General features: G+C 71.2%; 3 protein-coding genes (1 of these 3 only partly in view). 1 reads left to right on the top strand and 2 read right to left on the bottom strand.

Translation table 11 applies throughout. The annotated features are described in order from the left end of the window. Positions 1-160 precede the first annotated feature (160 nt). Together ACIBFB_RS10095 and ACIBFB_RS10090 are read right to left on the bottom strand one after the other, a co-directional pair. Entirely contained in the window at positions 161-922 is a 762-nt protein-coding gene (locus tag ACIBFB_RS10095) for a DeoR/GlpR family DNA-binding transcription regulator (protein ID WP_397228345.1), read from the bottom strand. A 166-nt stretch (positions 923-1,088) separates the two neighbouring features. Continuing rightward, entirely contained in the window at positions 1,089-1,691 is a 603-nt protein-coding gene (locus ACIBFB_RS10090) for a DeoR/GlpR family DNA-binding transcription regulator (protein WP_397228343.1), read from the bottom strand. Positions 1,692-2,278: 587 nt separating this feature from the next. On the opposite strand from ACIBFB_RS10090, the gene ACIBFB_RS10085 reads away from it, so the two are divergent. After that, a protein-coding gene (locus ACIBFB_RS10085; protein WP_397228341.1) for an ADP-ribosyltransferase crosses the window boundary here: on the top strand, positions 2,279-20,169 show its 5' portion. It continues 12,229 nt past the right edge of the window; the window shows 17,891 of its 30,120 coding nt (coding positions 1-17,891); its start codon is at positions 2,279-2,281; the stop codon falls past the right edge of the window.

Genomic DNA, 20,169 nt, shown 5'->3' with positions numbered 1-20,169 from the left:
AAGGGTTGAGTGGCAATCAACCCACGTGCGGCCCAACGACTGCTGAATGCACACGGAGCCCTACGGAAAAATTCAGCGGATCATGGGATGTATGAGGCGGAGTGTGTGCGAGGCCCTGCTCGCACCGACCGGCCCGATCAGACGCCCGTCGGCCCGGAGGTCAGACGGTGGTGACGCGCGGCCCGAGCGCGGCCAGCTCCTGCGCGAGGCCGTCGACCAGGCCGGTGTCGGTGATGACGCAGTCGACCTCCTCGACGGAGGCGAAGCGGGCGAAGTGGTCGTTGCCGACCTTGGTGTGGTCGGCCAACAGCACGGCGCGGCGGGCCGCGCGGATCATCGCACGCTTGACCTGTGCCTCGGAGGGGTCGGGGGTGGTGAGGCCGCGTTCGGCGGAGACGCCGTTCGTGGCGATGAACGCCACGTCGACGTAGGTCTCCTCCAGGGCCTGGAGCGCCCAGGCGTCGACGGTCGCCTGCGTGCGGGTGCGCAGCCGTCCGCCGAGCAGCATGAGGTTGATGTTGGCGCGGGGAAGGAGGGTCAGCGCGATCGGCGCGGAGTTGGTGACGACCGTGAGTTCGCGGTCCGCGGGGATCTGCTCGGCGAGCCGTCCGGTGGTGGAACCGGCGTCGAGGAGGATGGCGCCCTCCGTGGGCAGCTCGGCCAGGGCCGCCCTGGCGATCCGCTCCTTCTCCTTGGTCATGACGGTGTCGCGTTGGGTCAGCGTGGGCTCGAAGCCGAGCCGTTCGACGGGGATCGCGCCCCCGTGCACGCGGCGCAGGATCCCGTGTCGCTCCAGAGCCGTCAGGTCGCGTCGGATCGTCTCGTAGGTGACGTCGTACTCGGCGGCGAGTGTGGCGACGTCCACCCTCCCCTCCCGACGCGCACGCTCGAGGATGAGCCGCTGGCGCTCTTCGGCGTACATGTGGGATCACCTGAGTTTCGCTGGGGCAGTCGTGGAACCGTGGGGGCGACTTGCCTCGGAAGTCAATCATATGGATGTGCTTCCATGTGGCATAGCGTGGGATCCGGCCCGGCACACACATCCCGCGTCCGCGCCCGGAACGGTCGGAGGGCGGGACGGGGCGGCCTCAGACGCGCAGCAGACGTGGAACCCGCGCGCGCAGGCGCTCGGCCGCCTCCTCGTGCAGCCCGGTGTCGGTGATCAGGCAGTCGACGTCCTGGAGCGCGGCGAACCGGGACAGGCGGTCGTCGCCGATCCTGGTGTGGTCGGTCAACGCGACGACGCGACGCGCGACGTCCATGATCGCCTTCTTGCCGCTGCCCTCGGCCGGGTCGCAGCTGGTCAGGCCGCGGTCGAAGGAGACGCCCCCCGGTACGACGAAGGCGACGTCCACGCTGAGCCCCTCCAGTTCGCGCGGGCCGGGCAGGGTCGCTCCGGCCCGCCGGTGCAGACGGCCGCCCATGAGGTGCACGGTGATGTCGGTGCGGCCGGCGAGCGCCACCGCCACCGGGATGGAGTTGGTGATGACGGTGTAGTCGTGGTCAGCGGGAAGATGGGCGGCGAGCCGCTCGGTGACGCTGCCAGCGTCGAGGATCACGGTGCCGTTCTCGGGGAGTTCGGCGAGCGAGGCCTTGGCGATCCGCTCCTCCTCCGCGGCCATGCTCGGCCCGCGGGCCACTCCGTCCCGCTCCCGTCCGGAGTCACGCCCGTCACCAGTGCCATCGGGCACGTCGGCCTCCCACCACTCCTCGGTCGGTAATGAAATCGTTATTCGAGGGTTTTCGTCGAATCGGCGCGTGGGCCAATTCCGGATTCCTCGCGTCAACGGATGGGGATTTCTACCACGATTTCCCGCCGGATGGCAATGTCGGGGCGGGCCCAACGGCATTTGGAAGAACGTGACGGTACGGGGCGCGCCTCTTCAGAGAAATTTCAGGTGACGAAACCGGTGGTCATCGCCGGAGTGGGGCGGAGTCCGGCTCCGGCTTCGAATCGGTTTCCCGTTGATTTCGGACGCCGGCGCCCATTCGGCGGGGCGGCGGGCCGGAGCGATCACTCGTGGCGCCGCGGCGGGCCGAAGGGCGTGATCTCGGTCTCCCGGCCGAGCGCACGCGTCATCGCGTCGGGAGCACGGGCAACTGATGCCACACAAGAACATGCAAACAGAACTTATTTCCCAATCACTTCCACATCCGCTGCTCCGGTGCTACGTTCTGTCGGACCGGCCTCGCCGGTCGGCCGAGATCGAGAGGCCCGCAGGCGCGGGAGGTTCCGCGCCTGCGCGCACGGGCGGCGGTCGGGGGGAGGTGGCGTCGCGTGCCGTTCGACCACGACATGAGCAACGGCTGGCGGTACACTCTCGCGACGCTCACCGGGATCGTCCTGCCCTCGGCCAGCCCGGCCCGCCTGGGCGCCCTGGCCGACCTCTACGACACCGTCGGGCACCGCGTCACCCAGGAACTCATGGACCTGCTGGAGATGGTGCGCCGCAGGGTACGCGCCGACTTCTCCGGTCAGGCCGCGGACTACTTCGACCGATCGGTCGCCCAGTTCACCACCGGGGAAAACAACTACGTCGGCAAGGTCGGGGAAATCTCGGCCCAGCTGTCCGATCTTCTGCGCAAGGCCAAGGCCAACGCCGAGTACATGGCCATGATGATGCTCGGCCAGCTGATCCAGTTGATCGTGGAGATCGCCTGGGCGATCGCCTCCGCCTACTGGACGTTCGGCGCCTCGCTGAAGTGGATCCCCATCTTCAAGGCCATCCGCAGCCTGGCCATGCGCCGGATCCTCGCCTGGTTCCTGCTCACCGTCCCCAGCCACCTGGTGATCTCGCAGATCTTCGCGAGCATGGACAGCATCATCCAGCGGATCCAGATCGACAAGGGCACGCGCGACGAGTGGGACCCCGAGCTGACCAAGGGCGCGCACATCGGCGCCGTCTTCGAGGGGTTGGTCTCCGCGGCCCTGTCGGGCGGCGTCGACATCCTGCTCGGCGGCCAGGTCACCAAGGTCATCAACAAGAACCTGCTCGACCTCGACGGACTCCCGGACCCGCCGCCGATCACCAACCCGAAACCGGATCCGGTCCCCGACCCGATCGCGGACACTCCTCCGGTCACCAGGCCGAAGACCGAACCGGTTCCGGAGGACGCACCGCCGATCACCAACCCCAGGACGGAGCTGGATCCGGACGACCTGCCACCCGTCACCGGACCCAGGCCCGACCCGGAGCCGGACGCCCTGCCCCCGCCGGGCACGGGCCTCAACAACGATCTGGCGTCCGTGTTCACACGGCACAACGACGAACTCGGCGTCCCCTACAAGCAGGGGGACGTGCCCGGGATCGGCAGCTGGGCCAACGACGTCAGCGCCGCGAACCTGCGCAACGACTTCGCCGACCTGTTCGAGCGCCACTTCGGCGACGAGTTGGGCTCGGCCGCCGCGAGGAAGCTGGGCGACGACTACGCGGACGCCTTCGCCAGGAACTGGCCCAGCCCCGACCTGTCCATGCACCTGAGACAGGCCCTGGGGGACGCACTTCCGCCCGCGATCCGGGACCACCTCGCCGACAAGGTGCCCGACACGCTCTCCAAGGGCCTCAACGACCTCCGCACCGGGAAGGCCGCCTACGCCCAGAACCTGGGACTGGGCGCGGCCACGGGGGCGCTGGAGGGGTACGTCGGCGAGGGCGTGTCCAACGCGGCCCTCGAAGGCGGGTGGAAGGCCTCCGGGTTCTCCGCCAGCGCGGGCGCCAGCCAGGCCACGACGCAGACGGTGGTCACGGACGCCTCCGTCGCGGGCATCGACGCGGTGCGCGGCGGCCCGAACCTGCCGCCGCCGCTCACGGCTCCGCCGACGACCTCCTCCCAGGAGTCGGACGGCAGTACGCCGGGCCCCGTCACGACCGAGACCGGTGAGACCGGTGAGACCGGCAACACGGGCGGGAACCGGAACACGGACACGGGCGACGAGGGCTCTCCCGACAGCCGAGGCGGCGACGGACGCGACCGCGAGGACGACGGAGCGGCGGACACCGCCTCCACCGGGGGCGGCCGCGACTCGGAGCACGGCGACGACGCTGACGGCCGGGGCGGGGACGCCGCCCTCGGCACGGACGCGGACACGGAGACCAGGGCGACCGCCGACACCCCCGCCGCCGACGGCGGCGCTCCGGGCACGCGCGGAGGCGACGGCACCGGGAACAGGGGTGAGGGCGCTCGCGCGGGAGGGAACGGCACGGCGAGCCGTGACGGCACCGCGGGAGCCACGGGGGGCGTGCCGAGCCCCGTGGACGTGTCCCCGCAGGACAACCCCTACGTCACGTCCTTCTCCTCCGGTCTCACCGCCGACACGGCCCCGGCCGGGGAGTCCGCGCCCGCGGGCGGCGACCAGGAAACCTCCGACGCGACCACACCCGCTGGGGACGGCGACGGGGTCAGGACCGCCCAGCCCGCGCACGTCGGCCCGACGGCGCCGGTCCAGACCGGCGACCAGGACTCCGCCACCCCGGCCTCTTCCGACACCACCGCCCCCGCCGCGTCGGACGATCCCACTCGCACCGAGGGCGGCCAGAACACCACGGGTTCCGTCGTGGACGACGACGAGTCGCTCCCCGACCTCTACGACTACCCCGACACGGACCGCGCGACCGACGCGCCGTCGCCGTTCGCACCCCCCTTGTCCATCCTCGACCTCATCAACCCCAAGGACTCCTTCCTCACCCCCGACTTCTCCCTCCTCGACCCCAAGTCGGGCCTGGACCTCCCCCAGTCGCCCCTCCCCTGGACGGCCGAGGAGATCCAGGTCTTCGCCGTACCCGAGATCACGGTCGATCCGCCCCAGGACTCGGCGGCCGACGACACCGCACCCCCCGTCACACAGGCGCCCGCGACCACGACCGCCGGTTCCGGATCGCGCGGTGACGGTGCCAACACGCCGCAACCGCAGACCAGCCGCGACGCTTCCCCGGGAAGTCGGCAGCAGTCGAGCCCGCACCCCGAGGTGGCCGCACCGACGACCACCGATCAGCAGGCGCCCCTGGTCACGCAGACCACCCAGGACGACGCCCAGCCGTCCGACGACACCCGGACCCCGCCCGCTCCGCCCACCACGACCACCGATCAGCAGGCGCCCCTGGTCACACAGACCACCCAGGACGACACCCAGGGAGACAACCAGGACACCAGCCAGACCCAGCCGAACCCGACCGACGGAACGACCCAGCCCGCACCGGCCCCGACCGAGTACGAGGGCAGCCTGCGACCCGACCCCGACGGGCGCACCTACCAGCTGGACTACCTCACGGCGTCCAACCTGGTCGGCCCGCACATGTCCGGCGCGGAGCACGCCGGTACGTTCGTCAGGGACAGCCTCGGCGCCGTGCCCGGCCTGGCCGCCAACGACCGCCAGCCGTTCATGGACGCGTTCGCGGAGGCCTTCCAGGGCGGAGGCGCTCGCCCTTTCCTCGGGCCCGACGGCCACACAGTGCGGGTCGAGGGCCCCGGTGGGACGTGGTCGGCCACCCTGGCGCTGACCCCGGCCGACGGCGACTTCCGGCACGTCCCGACCCGTCCCCTGGGCGACGGAACACCGACCAAGCTCCTGCGCACCCAGTCCGCGGGGGTCGGCGTCAACGCCAGCGAAAGCGGTTCCCGCGGCGGCAACAAGTCGTTCGGCGCCAAGTTCACCGTCAGCCCCCTGTACGTCACCGACTGGGGGGTGGCCAGGTGGGGGCCCCTGTTCTCCTTCGGCGTGCGGGGCGGCGGTCGGGTGCGCGGAACGGGTTACGGCGCCTCCGCCTCCGCCAACAGCGACACCGAGATCTGGCAGTTGGACGCGCCCGAACTCTACGTCGCCGACGTGGACATGACCCTGACCCTCACACCTCCGGCCGCCCCGCCAACGACGGGCACCCCGGCCGACGGGGCGGGACCGGCCCCCGCTCCGCGCACCTTCAGCGGTCGCTCCGCCAACGGCCTGTTCCTCAATCTGCCCGGTGAGGTGGTCGCCCACCCCGACATGCCCCGGACCATCCAGCTGCACGCGGGACCGACCCCCGTGCCCGGGCAGCCTCCGCGCACCGTCGTCAACCATGCCGGGGCCGGTCACCCCATCAGGGTCGGCGACGTCACCCCGGTCACCGCCGGCACGGACGGCGGCACCGGGTCCACCCACACGGATCTGGCGCCGTGGATCGCCGACCACCTGCTGATCAATCCCACGACGAGGGTCTCGCAGTGGCTGTCGGAGCACCTACCGGGCGGGCGCGACCGACAGCGGAGGCGGCTCGACGAATTCCGAGGGGTGATCGAGCGCGGCTTCCACCGCGACCAGATCCAGAACCATCTGCCCCAGATCACCAGCACTCCGTCGACGATCAGCGTGACCGGGCCCGACGGTGTCAGCACGAAGATGATGACGATGTGGTCGGTGCCCACGTCCTACACCCGCAAGGACGACTCGCCGTCGTTGCTGGAACTGCTGCGCAACGACACCTCCACCAAGAGCACCTTCTCGTCGGTGAACCGCAGCAAGGGCTTCTCGGGCACGGTCGGCCACGGGTGGGGCCTCCACATCGATCTGCCCGACAACCGCAGCGTCCGCTTGGACGTTCCGTTCTTCGAGTACGCGTTCACGCACGGATCCAACACCGCGAACACCCGTACCCAGAGCGCGACCTCCAGCCCCTTCACACACGGCTCGTCGCAGCACGCGGCCTACGATGTCGAACGCGACTTCTACGTGCAGTTCGAGGGCGAGAGCGAGATCCACCGTTTCCGCGGCAGATCCGTCGACGTCCTGACGCTGGAGGACGCCCAGGCGCTGCGCGACCTCGCCGACTCAGCGAGCCAGCGCCCGACGACGACCGCCGGCACGTCCGGGAACCAGGACCAGAGCAGCACCACGGCCCCCACCACCAGCCAGACCACCGCACCCGCCCAGAGCACGACCCCCGCGCCCGTCACCAGCACCACCCCCGTGCGGAACACCGACGGCCGGAGCAGCACCCAGACCAAGGTTCCGCCCTTCCCGAACCTGCGAGGCGACCGGCTCACCGACCTGAGCGGTGCCAGCATCCGGCAGTTCGGCTGGCCCCCCGACGTCGCGGGCCCCGCTCCCAACACGTCCACGAACTCCGACGGTCGCACGGTCCACCAGGAGCTGGGCCACCGGATCCTGACCTCGATCGCCGCGCAACGCCCCGGCCTGGTCATTCCGGAGATGGCGCGCACGGGTCGCGACTACGCCCGCCGCCCCGGCAACGAGAACGCGGACTACTTCGAGCGATCCTTCCGCGAACACTGGGGACTGCGCCGCGACTACGACGTCGCGCGCGAGAACACCCTGCGGATCCTCGACGCGGTCGCGGAGTCCGACCTCAAGAGCAACCGCAACGACCTCACCGCTGACGGCATCACCGTCCACCTCACCGAGACCGCCTCCATCGACCCGCCCTCCATGGCCAGGCTCGAGGAGTTGACACGCCCCGACTTCGTGACCGTGCGCGTCACCGCCGACTTCGGAGCCCTGCGCCACGTGACGGAATCCGAGGCGAGCTCCGGTACGCGGCTCGCCGGATCGGCCGGGATCAGCACCGATCTGAACCGGTCGAACACACACGCGTTCACCCTGACCGTGGGCGCCAACATCCGTGACGACAGCAATCCCGACGCGCGCGGTGTCCCGGCGACGATGGTCACGCCCAACGTCTCGGGCACCCTCGCGCGCGGGAGCGGCCGCGGCATCGGGCAGAGCCTCACCCACTCCGCCGAGGACCGGGTGATGTTCTCCGGTGGCAGCGACGTGTGGACCACCGAGACCAGGTTCGACGCCCGCCTGTACGAGCACGACGACCTCGGGCAGGTCCCTGACGGCACCCCGCTCCGCCAGCGCGGCATCCCGCTTCTCGGCGACGACGGCCTGAGTGCCCTGACCACCGTGACCACACCCAAGGTGTCGTCGCCGCCGAGCGTGACCCCGGCGCCCGCCCCGGCCACCACCTCCACACCCGCTCCGGCCACCACCTCCACACCCGCCCCGGCCACCACCTCCACGCCGGCACCGGCGACGACCTCGACTCCCGCACCCGCCACCCCATCGACGTCCGCGCCCGCCCAGGCCAGCACGTCCGCTCCGCCACGGGCCGTGAACCCGGCACCGACACCGCTCACCGCCGACCGGGCACGGGACATCGTCCAACGCGGCTTCGTTCCCAACCATCCGGTGGCCCTGCTGCCGCGCGCGTCGGACGGTGCGTCCGGACCACAAAGGGAACTGTCGCAGCACCGCGCCGAGATCATCCTCAAGCACGGCACCATCGAGTTCGTCAACACCGACCTCGGGAGCGGTCCGGAGCGGATGGGTCTGGTCGCGCAGACCTACAGTTCCTTCGGCGCCGACCCCGACGGCCTGCCCCCCGACTTCACCCGGAAGCTCCAGAACTTCCTCACCCAGAAGCCCGCGTCCCGGTTCCTGTTCGAGAACCGGCTGTCGGGACAGAGCCTCGCCACCGACACCAGCGCCACCTCGCCGTCCGGAGCGCGTACCCGGCAGGACATGAGCGGCGGGTTCTTCTCCCCGCACGACATCCGAGCGACCGTCGCCACCCTCGTCAACGTCGACTCGATCACCGTCTTCTTCCCCGTGGACGCGCAGATCTGGTGGAACAGCGGGGCCCAGATCAGCCTGTCCACCCACGACTTCACGTCCACGAGCCTGACCGGACGCTTCGGCGCGGGCGGCACCGACAACCCCAACCCCGCGGCCGAGGACGGCTCCCTGCCCAGCGAGGCGGTCCGTCCCATCCCCATCGGCGGCCCCTCGTTCGGCTTCACGCCCCGCAGCGTGTCCGACTCCACCACCCGGTCACACGGTTTCTCCTCGTCCGTGCTGTTCATCCCGCAGGTCGCGTGGTCCTACGCGTTCCGCGGGTCCGGTGACATCACGCAGGCCGTCGAGTTCAAGAAGAACTGGAGCATCGGACCGACCATTCCGTGGAACACCAGCTTCCGCGGCTGGCAGGTACAGGTGGACAACCTGGTCTCGGGGTATGTGCACGCCCACGACGCCCACGCGGCGAACCTGGTCTACGACGCGGTCGACGGCACCCTCAGCCAGACCAGCCTCGGGTTCCAACCCCATCCGAAGAAGCCCGCGGACCTGGTGGTGCGTCCGGGCTTCGAGAACACCGGCCGCCAGATGCGTCCGGCCGACCCCAACGAGGCGATCCAACGCCTGGTGGACGACCTGGGACGCGAAGGCCTGGAGCTGACCGGCGACAGCCGCGAGCACCTCCTGCACACCCTGACCACCCAACTGGGCAACAACCCGGCGAAGTCGGTGCCGGTCCCGGTCCAGGTGCGCCCGATCGCGGGCACGGTGAAGACGTCCACCGAGGCCAAGGTGTACGTGGACCTGCGGGCCTTCTCGACGCGCACGCAGTTCGTCTCGTTCGCGGCGGACTACATCGAGTCGCGGACGTGGACCGACACCAGTGGGAGAAGCGAGAGCCACGGCACTTCGAGCGCGTTGGGCGTGGAGGGCACAGCGCTGGCGCCGTTGCCCTACGGTCAGGACGAGAGCGGACCGGACGAGCAGCCCGGCAGTCGACCGCTGTTCCTCGCGCCCAACACCGGCCTGAACAAGAGCTGGAGTGAGAGCACGAACAACAGCGTCTCGGACGCTCCGACCCGTACGGTCGAGATACAGATGCAGCATCCGTACGCCAAGATCACCCAGGACACCCGCCTCGCTCTCACCCTGGAGCTCTCCAAGCCCGTCTCCGGCACCTCCGGTGGTGCGCCGCGCACCACGTTCACCGGGCACGGCAACGGTGGTGAGATCGAGACCCTGTACCAGTTCCCCTATCTGACCTTCGTCCAGCCCCCGGCAGCCAGCACGGACACCGACGGGACGGACACGCGGGGCACCCAGGCCCAGGGCAGCCGGTCCCAGGAGACCCGGCCCCAGGACGGTCAGCCGCAGGGGACCCGGAACCACGATGGCCAGCCCCCGGACGACGGGGCCGACCCCGCGCCCGAGCACCCGGTGAACACGTCGTTCGCATCGCTCAACGACATGATGCGCACCTGGGCGACGAACACGCGCGACACCTCCCCCGACAGCATCCCGGCGACGGACGACATCGTCTTCCTCCCGATCGCGGCGCAGGACCACGGTCAGGCGATCCGCGACACCGCCGCCGTCGTCCTCGCCAAGTCGCTGGGGTGGACACCACCGGTCGACGCGGTGCGTGACGGCGCCTACACCCCGGAGGCGATCAACAGCGCCCGCTCCCACGTCTCCGAGGAACTCAAGCTCGACTCGCGCTCCAACGCGATCGACCGCGCCCTGGACGACCTCGCCGTCCAGGGCCTCTACCCGGGTGCCTCGCGCTATGACGACGGGGTTCGGCTGCTGTCCATCGGTCGCACCGACTGGAGTGTCAAGGCTCTGCCGGACATGTCCGACCCCAAGATCCTGGACGCGGTCCCCGGTGTCAGGATCAGCGACAACCTCACCGACAGGGGTGGCGACGGCCACAGCCGCGGCGAGTCCTCCACCACCGGGGGCAGCACGGACCCGGTACGCCCCATGGGGTTGACCACCACGGCCCCGAACGAGTACCCCAAGCACGAGGGCATCTACACCGGCGGCACCCCGTACAGCTCGGCGCGCACGACGGGCTCCAGCCAGGGATCCGACCGGCCGGTCAAGCGCTACCCGCAGTCGGACCGTCTCCGCCTGGGGCCCGCCTACCTGGTCGAGTTCGACACCAGGTGGGCCATCGGCGCCGCCTCGAAGCTTCCCCGGCTCGACGCCCTGACGGGCGCCGGCGGCACCGGACCCTCGTTGAGCAGGCCCACGCGCTGGCAGCTCGGGGACACGACCATCCGGCTCTCCGGGTGGGTGTCCGAGTCCGACGCGATCAAGATGGGCATCATCACCCGTGCCCAGGCCGACCAGCTCCGGCCGACGTTGAACGCGTTGCACGAGGCGCGGCAGAACTTCGCCGAGGCCGAGAAGACCTACACCGACGCGCGCCGCCCGATGGCACAGCTCGCCGACGACGTCGTCAACGGCCCGGACCGCAACGCGGCCCGGCAGCGCTACGACGTGCAGCAGACCGCCTTCAACCAGGCCCTGAAGGACTTCAACGACGCCATCGACACCTGGACGACGACGCTCAGGAACACGAGGCAGGTCGTCGAGAACCCCGGTGACATGGCGTTCCCCGACCCCAGGGGCAAGGGCAAGGGCCGGGCGACCGACCAGGACCGGAGCGCGCCCCGCCCCGTCCCGACCATCGTCGTGTCCGGCGAATCCGGCACCACCCTGGACCCGAAGGGCAAGGGGAGGGCGAGCGACCAGGACCAGAGCGAGCTCGGCCCGCGTCCGACCGGCACCGGATCCGACACGGCGGTCACGCCCCCGGACACGGCTGCCCGGGGTGACACGAGCCTCCTCGACACCCTCCGCTCGAACCTGAACCTGGAGCCGACTTCCCCACGGGACGGCACGCCGCCGCCGGACGACGCGACCCGCCGGCGCCTCGCCGAGATCGATCGCCTGTCGAACGAGGCCCAGAGCCTGCGCGACCACGCCGACAGGCTCACGGGGCAGGTTCGAGAGCTCAAGGAGCAGAATCAGGGGCTCCAGAACCGGGTCGACACCGCCGAGACGAACGCCGGGCGGCTGGAGGGCCACGTCCGGTACCTGAGCGAGGAGTCGATTCCGGATGCCCAGCGGGACCTGGACGCCGCCGTCGACACCCGGAACGCACTCACCCGCACGGTCGAGTCCGCGCGCGAGGCCGCCCAGACGGCTGAGACGAACGCGCGGACCGCGGGCGAACACGCCGCACAGCTCAAGGCCGAGCGCGGCAGACTGCAGGAGGCGGCCGAGAAGGCCCGGACCGAGGCGGCCAAGGCCCGCGGCAAGGCCGACGGCGCCGCCGCCAAGCTCACCGCGTCCCAAGAGGCCCTCGCCGCACGACAGCGCGAGACCACCGCGCTCGAGCAGAGGATCCGCGACCTCAACGAGCGGATCCAGCGGTTGGGCGACGCCAGCCAGGACACAGGCCAGGAGGTTCCTCCCGGAGAGGTGGGGGCCGCCGACCCCGCGACCGCCGGGCCGAGCACCGCCCCCGCGACCGCCGACACCGCGGCCGAGCAGACCACGGGCTCCACCGACCAGGAGCTCTCCGAACTCCTCACCGAGCTCCACGGCAGCAGGGAGGCCCTCGACACCGCTCGAGGCCACGAGGCCAGCGCCGGAGCACGGGTCACGTCCCACACGAGGGACGCGGAGTCCCTCCAGGAGGCGGCTGAGGAGGCGGAACGCACACGGGACAGCGCGGAGCGGGACGCCGACAGGCTGTCCCAGCGGGAGGTGGACAAGGCGGCGGCGGACGCCGACGAGGCCGCCGGGAAAGCCAGGTCGGCCCGGACCGAGCTCACCGCCCGCGAGCACGAACTGGTCCGGGCGAGGGAGAGCGTCACCCGTGCCCACGGGCGGCTGAACGATCTGAACCGGGAGCTGGCGAGGACGCGGCAGGGCATCGCGGACTTCCGGGCGACCGCCAGCGGCGCCCGCACCGCGATCGCCACCAACCAGCAGCGGGTGGACCGGCTCGAAGAGCAGGCCGCGACCGCGCGACACGACGCCGCGCGGCTGGAGAACGACGTCGAGCGTCTGCTGAACCCCTCGACCGGGCAGGATGACGACGACCCCGGCATCGGCCCCAGTACGTCGGGCGACATCACCGCCATGCCCGTGTTCATCTCACCAGCCCAGGGTGTGACCCCGACCACGGGGTCCACCGACTCCGCCGTCGGCGACCAGAACGACGGGCGGGGCGATGCCTCCACCGCGGGTCGCGGTCGTGGGCGTGGTCACGGCACCGGCGGCGGTTTCCGTGACGGCGCCGGGCAGGGCGCCCCGCCGCCCCCCGAGGCGCGGGACACCGACGACGTCGACTGGCCGCTCGGCGACACGGACGGCACCGCTCCCTCCGACGCCGCGGCCGGAGCGCGGTCCGACCTGAACGTGCTCGGCCTGGGCAAGAGGCCGCCCTGGCTGCCCGGCCTGGATCCCAAGGGCGTCAGCGAGTCCTACGACCTGGACACCAAGCGGCTCTTCGATCCCAATGGTCTGCTTCAGTTGCCGTTTCCGGACACGGCGGTCACGTCCACCGGTGCCCCGGACGGCGCGGGCGGTCGGGGTGTGACCGCTGAGTGGGCGCCGCCTCCCGTGTGGGGTGGGGGTGTGGAGCCGCGGGGGATGCGTGAGGGTCGGGCCTTGGACGGTCCGGCGGACGTGCCGCGGGTCGTTCCGCCGGTGGTTCTGTCGGGTGACGAAGCATTGGTCGTCAACGGTTTCACCGCTCCGGGCGGTGCGGCGCGGGTCGACGACGCGCTGCGCGGCCGTCCCCTGCCCGAGGATGTCGTGGACCGTGCCCGCGGGACCGTGGAGACGCTGGACGCGTTGATCGGTCGGTCGGCGGTGTCCGAGCCGGTCGTTGTCCATCACCGCCCCGACGGGGGGTTCGCCGACCGGTTGGGGGTGTCGCTGTCCGATCCGGAGTCGATGCGTGGTCTGGTCGGTCGGATGTTCACCGATCCGGGGTTCGTGGCCGCGACCGCGGCTGTTCCGCCGTTGGACCACCGCAATCCTGTCGATGTGGTGGTCCGGGTGCCCCAGGGCTACCCGGCGTTGAACACCTCGGGTTCGTCGGGGGCGCGTTGGGGTGAGGGTCCGGATGTGGTGTTGCGGCGCGGGGCCAGCTTCGTGATCCACGATGTGCGCCGGGTCCGCGACGAGTTGTACGACAACGACCACTGGGTGGTCGAGGCCGAGGTCGTGCCGGACGGATGGACACCGACCGCCGACTGGCGCAGCGCCCCGCGCGACTCCGAGGGAGGACTCCCGGCCACCACGGTCACGACGACCGAGGGCGCGCCCGGGAACCCGTTCGCCGGCGACCTGACCGTCATGTCCGCCTTCGTGCCCGATCCGGTCCAGTCGAGCACGAACGGCACCGGCGCCACTCCCCCGGCACCCCAGGGTCAGGGCCCGGACACCACCCCGGCACCACCGGACCCGAACTCCACCACGACCGGTGCTCAGGCCACACCCGCCCCGTCGGCCCATCGGGACGGCACCCGGGGCGCCACCGCCGCGCCGACCGACCCCGGCACCACCCCGCCGCGGCCCACGGCCGCACCGACCACCTACCAGGGGTCGCTCGTACCGCTCAGATCGGGAACGGCGCACCGCCTCGGCTACCTGCTGGACGCCAGTGTGCTGTCGACCGACCTGATCGTGGCGGAGAACCTCCCGGCGTTCGTCGACGCCCAGTCCGCCGACCCGCGGAACGGACTGGACGACACCGCCCGCGACGAGCTGCGGCGGCAGGTGGACGAGCAGATCAACCGGGACACGCGGGTCTTCTTCCGGCAGGGCGGACACACCTTCACGGTCACCGGGGACAACGGGCGTACCTGGCGGACGCAACTGTCCCTGAGCCCGACGACCGGCGACTTCTACCACGTACCGACGACCCAGAGGGACGAGGCCGGAACCTCCAAGGGGAAGTACGTCGACGTCGCGGGCGAGACGGTCGCCACCGAGCTGGGCGGACTGCACGGAGGCGACAAGCCGCTCTCGGTGGGGGTGACCGCAAGCCCCCTGTACGTCGGCGTCATCGACGGCAACAGCGCGGGTCCGCGGATCTCCGGGCGGGTCTTCGGCGGGTCCCGCGTGCGGTCCACCACCCAGGAGACCTCCCACGTCAGCGACACGGGGTCCGCCTACGAGCTCAAGGGCAAGCCCGAGCTCTACGTCGCCGACGTGGACATGTCGATCCGGATCACCCCCGTGGGCGACGGCGCCACCGGGGGCGCGACGGCGCCGTCGACCGCGAAGGCGGAGAACGGACTGACGATCGCCGTGCCCAACGGCGTCACCACCAGCGAGGGGCCCGAGACCATCCGCCTGCGCGACCCGTTCGCCCCCACGGGGGACGGGTCCGACGGTCGCAGACCACTGGATCCGCGTGCGGGACAGGGGCATCCGATCAAGGTCAACGGCATCCGCGAGGTCGGCTCCGGTCGGAACAGGTCCTTCGACCAATGGCTCACCGACTACCTCATGCACGTCGACACGCCGCCGAAGACCCTCGACAAGACGCTCCGCAAGCTCACTCCGTCGTTCCTGGACAAGCGCCCCGAACGAACCGCGGCGATCCACCACAAGGTCGAGGAGGAGTTCTCGGACGGCGCCATGCGCAACCGGCTTCCGCGCATGACCAACGGCCCCGTCCCGTTCAGCCTCGTCGACATCGACGGCAACAAACGGGTCATGACCATGTGGTCCGTGCCCACCGACTACACCCGCCACGGCCACACGCCCAAGACCTCGGACAACATCAAGGTCAACGTGTCCGACCAGGGCGCGACGACGGGTCGGACGAACACGAACACCATCGGCATGGCGGTCAGCGCGGGCCTGGGAGCCGAGGCCGACGTGCCGGGCGTGTGGGGTGCCCGGATCGACATGCCGAACATCGAGTACACGCTGCGCCTGCGGTCGAACGTGCAGGACTCCCTGTCTCGTTCGGGGACCACGAACTGGGCGACCATGGGCGGCAACGACTCGAGCGCCTACGACGTCCAGCGCAACTTCTACGTCCGGTTCGACGGCGACCCGCGGGTCTACCGGTTCCAGGGCGACACGATCGAGATCCTCACCGACGAGGACGCCCGCATCCTCAACGGCGAACCGCCCTCCGTCCCCAAGACCGAGTCGACGGACTCCGCCTCCTCGGACGCCACGACCACACCGGCCGACCCGACGACGGCGCCCGGGGACGCCGGGACCGCCGCAGACGGCGGCACCACCGCGGCGGACACGAAGACCACCACCGGGGACACCAGCGCGAACCCTGGAGCCGCCACAACCACCCCGGCCGACACGGGCACGACCACCGCGCCCGCGAACACCACGTCCACTCCCGCCGGCACGGGAACGACCCCCACCGCCACGGGAACGACCCCGGCGAACGCGACCGCCGCCCCCGCGGTCGCCACTCCTCTCCGGCCCCCGTACGCCAACCTCGCCGTCCCGCGCCCGACGGACTTCGCCGGGGCGGTCCCGCGCACGTTCAGCTGGCCGAACGGGCAGCAGTACCAGACCACGGACGGAGGACCGCCGCGCGGGATCCACGAGGAACTGGCCCACCAGATCCTGACCGGACTGGCCCGACGACGCCCGGGTCTCGTCCTCCCGGAACTGGCACGGGACAAGTCCGACTACGCGCGCCGTCCGGGCAACGAGAACTCGGGTTATTTCGAACGCTCCCCCCGCGAGAAATGGCCGCTGCGCCGCAACTACGACATCGCCCGGCACAACACGCTCAAGATCCTCGACGCCATCTCCGAGTCGGGTTTCAAGGGCGGGCTGGACCACCTCGCTCTGCACGGGATCCCCGTCCAGCTGTTCGAACCCGCGTGGGTCAACCCCGCCTCCCTGTTCAGGGGCGACGAGAAACTCCGCCGGCCGAAGTTCCTGACGGTCCGGCTCTTCGCCGACTTCGGCGCCCTCCAGCACGTACGCCCGACCGACCGCGGCACCGGCGCCGAGCTCGGCGGGTCCTCGGGACGCTCCAGCGGTACCCGCAGCCAGACGCGCAACGCCGTGACCGTCACGGCCGCGGCGTTGGTCCGCAACCGCGACGCCGATGACGTCCACCGACTGCCCAGGTCGACGGGCCTCCCCATGGTCTCGGTCCCGACGAGCCGAACGACGGGCTCCGGCCAGAGCCAGGGGATCTCCCACAGATCCGACGATGTCCTCGTCTTCCCCGAGGACTCCGACGTCTGGGTCAGCCGGGCCACGTTCGACGCGCGCCTGTACGAGTTCGACGACGTCGGCCTGGTCCGCGACGGCGCCGATCCGCTGCGGGACCGCGGGATACCGCTGCTCGACAACCCCGTCCAGGCCCAGCTGACGCTGGACACCCCCAAGGCCGACCGGCAACCGGACCCGTCGGCGCCCCCGGCGGCGCCACCCGTCATCCGCGACATCACGCCGATCTCGCCCGAGGACGCCGCACGCATCATCAAGGGCGACACCACACCCGATCCCACGAGCGTCAACCGGCGGCGCGACTTCCGGTCGCGGGGGCGCTCCTCCGTTCCGGAGGCCGGAGCCGCCGCCACGACCACCGACGACCGCACCGCCAGTGACCCGTCCCCGGCCGGAACCCGGAACACGCCCGCCGACGCCCCGGCCACGCCCTCTCCGAAGGAGACCCAGGCGCAGCGCCGGGCGGCGAGGTTGAAGCAGCTCTCGGCCACCATCGAGAGCATCGCCACACGCTTCCGCACCGAGAGCGGCGGGGACACCACCCTGCTCGACGAGACCTACCAGGCCTTCTCCACCCCCCGGCGCACGTTCGGCCTGCACGACGGCTACCGCCGCAAGCTCGAACACTTCCTCCACGAGGGTGAGGGCAGCAGGCAGCTCCTCCCGACAGCGCTCTCACCCGAGGTGCTCGCGGCCTCGAACAACGGGAGCCGGGTCCGCGCGGAGATGAGCGGCGGACTGTGGTCCCCGAACGACGTGCGCGCCACCGTGTCCACCGAGTTCGACGTCACCTCCGTCGACACCTTCAAGCAGTCCGACGCCATCGTCACGTGGCAGGACAAGACCACCCTCGACCTGTCCATCAACGCCAGCACGACCTGGGCGGTGACCACCAACGTCCGCGGCCTGGGCTGGGGCAACCCCAACCCCCGCCCCGCGGACTCCTCGAACCCCGACCAGCCACTCGGCCACGAGGACGGCCTGCGCCCGGTCCCCCAACTCGGGCCCAACGTCCGCAAGAGCCTCTTCATCAGGTCCAAGGGACACACGCTCGGCAGGAAGTACGCCGAGACAGTCGCCTTCCTGCCCTTCGTCCCGATGGCCTACTCGTTCACCGGGTCCGGGACGATCACACAGGCGTACGAATTCGTCAAGAACTTCGACATCGGACCGACCTTCCCGAGGACCGCCCAGTTCCGCGGCTGGATGGCCAAGGTCTCCGACCTGGTGACGGGAACGCTGCACATCCGCGACGCCCACAGCGCCGGCCTGGTGGAGGACAAGGCGGTCGAGAAGGACGGCCAGCTGACCCTGGAGCCGCGGCCCGAGCCCAAGAAGCCCGGCCCGGTGACCGTGCGCTCCGGGTTCGAGGACTCCGGCAAGCGCATGGCGCCCGCGGACCCGAACGCGGCGCTGCACGCGCTCGTCAACGACCTGGCCTCCGCGGGCTGGGAACTGACGGCGGGCAGTCGCGAGGCCGTGCTGCACGCGCTCACCTCGCACCTGGGCAACAAACCCAACTCCGGGGTGCCGATCCCGGTCAAGGTGCGCGGGATCGACCAGTCGATCCGCGACCTGAATTCTCCGGCCACCGCGCCCCTGGCCCTGGACGCCACCGTCCACGTGCGGCTGGACTACTCCAACCCCGAACTGGAGTTCCTGGGGAGCAGCAACGAGTTCCGCGAGAAGCACAAGTGGGAGGAGTCCGACACACACACCGAGGCCGACGTCCACTTCCGGGGAGTGGGCGCCCAGGGCAACCTGTGGCAACCGCTGCCGACCGATCCGGGAGGGGCCGATCAGTCGGCGGACCCGCCGCCGGACAGCCGCCCCTACCTCACCGGCCCCGCCATCGCGCCGTCGGGGATCTCCGTCCGCGTCAACGCGGACGTCGAGGCGGAGGCGGAGTCGCGGACCGTCGAGCTCGCGCTGAACATCCCCTACGCCAAGCTCAGCCACGACACCCGGATGACGCTCGACCTGGAGATCTCCAGGGACCAGCAGCTGGCCAACCAGGTCCTCGGCGACCAGCCGGGCAAGGGGGAGCGCAGGATCTTCTCCGGCAGCGGCGACGCCGGCACGGTGCGCACGGTCTACCCGACCTCCTACCTCGACTTCCAGGGAACCGGCACCGGGCAGCCGCCGGAGAGCGGGACCACCCCGGCTCCCGTGCCCACGTCCTCGGGCCCGGTTCCGACCCCGGCCACCACGAGTGGCACGACGCCGACCGCCGCGCCGACCTCCACCACGGCACCGGAACACCCCGTCAGCGAGACCCGCGCGTCCCTGCACGACATGCTGCGCGCCTGGACCGCGAACAACGGCGGGGACAGCCCGATGGCCAGCAGGAAGGGGGTCGTCGTCCCGGCCACGGTCGAGAGGGGCGGGCAGGACGTCCGCGACACCGGTCACATCGTCGTCGCCAAGTCCCTGGGCTGGACGCCGCCGCCGAACGCGGTCGCGGGCGGTCGCTACACCCCCGCGGCGATCCAGTCGGCCCGCGAGTACGCGGCCGGAAAGCTGGGCCTCAACACGCGGTACAACGCGATCGACCACAGCCTCAACGCGGTCGCCCTCAAGGGCCTCTACCCCGAGGCCGCGGACGACGGCGCCGAACTCATCCAGATGGGCCGGACCACCTGGAGCGTCAAGGCCCAGCCCGACCCGTCGTCGGCGCGCATCCTCGACGTCGTCCCCACGGGATGGATGTCCGACTCCGGCGTCGCGGGCGAGGCGACCGTGTCCGTCCTCGAACACGAGAACGTGCGGGGCGCCATGCCGACCGCGCACGCCTCCGGTCGGTCCGACGAGTCCCCGCTGCACGATCCGCACCTCGGCATCCACACCGGGGCGGCCACGGCGCCCGTCGTCACGGAGTCCGGCGGCGAGAACGTCCGCGCCGTCGAACCGGCGGACCCGCCGCACTCCAAGCGCGAGCGTCTCGGCCCCTTCCTCCTGGTGGAGGTCGACACCAAGTGGGCGATCGGCGCCAAGTCGGAACTGCGCGGCTCCGCCTTCTCCAGGGCCCTCGGCCACGTCGCCGACACGGTGCGCGGTGTGTTCGGCACGAGGCCCCCGCGGCCCGCCCGTTGGCAGCTCGGTGACACCGACTCCAAGGTGACCGCCTGGGTGTCCCAGAGCGACGCCGTCCGGATGGGGATCATCACCCAGGCCGACGCCGACCGGCTGACCACGGTCATCGAGAAGGTGGCCAGCTCCGAGGCGAACCTGTCCGCATCGGAGACGGACTACCTGACCGCGCGCCGCCCCGTGGAGTCGTCCGCCGCCGAGTACGCGGCCAAGCCCGAGGACACCGACGCCAGGGACCGGTACCGGGA

The sequence above is a fragment of the Nocardiopsis sp. NPDC050513 genome (assembly GCF_044457925.1).
Classification (GTDB): Bacteria; Actinomycetota; Actinomycetes; order Streptosporangiales; family Streptosporangiaceae; genus Nocardiopsis.
Note: the sequence above shows the minus strand (reverse complement) of the source record. Positions and strands in the feature narration are given on the sequence as shown.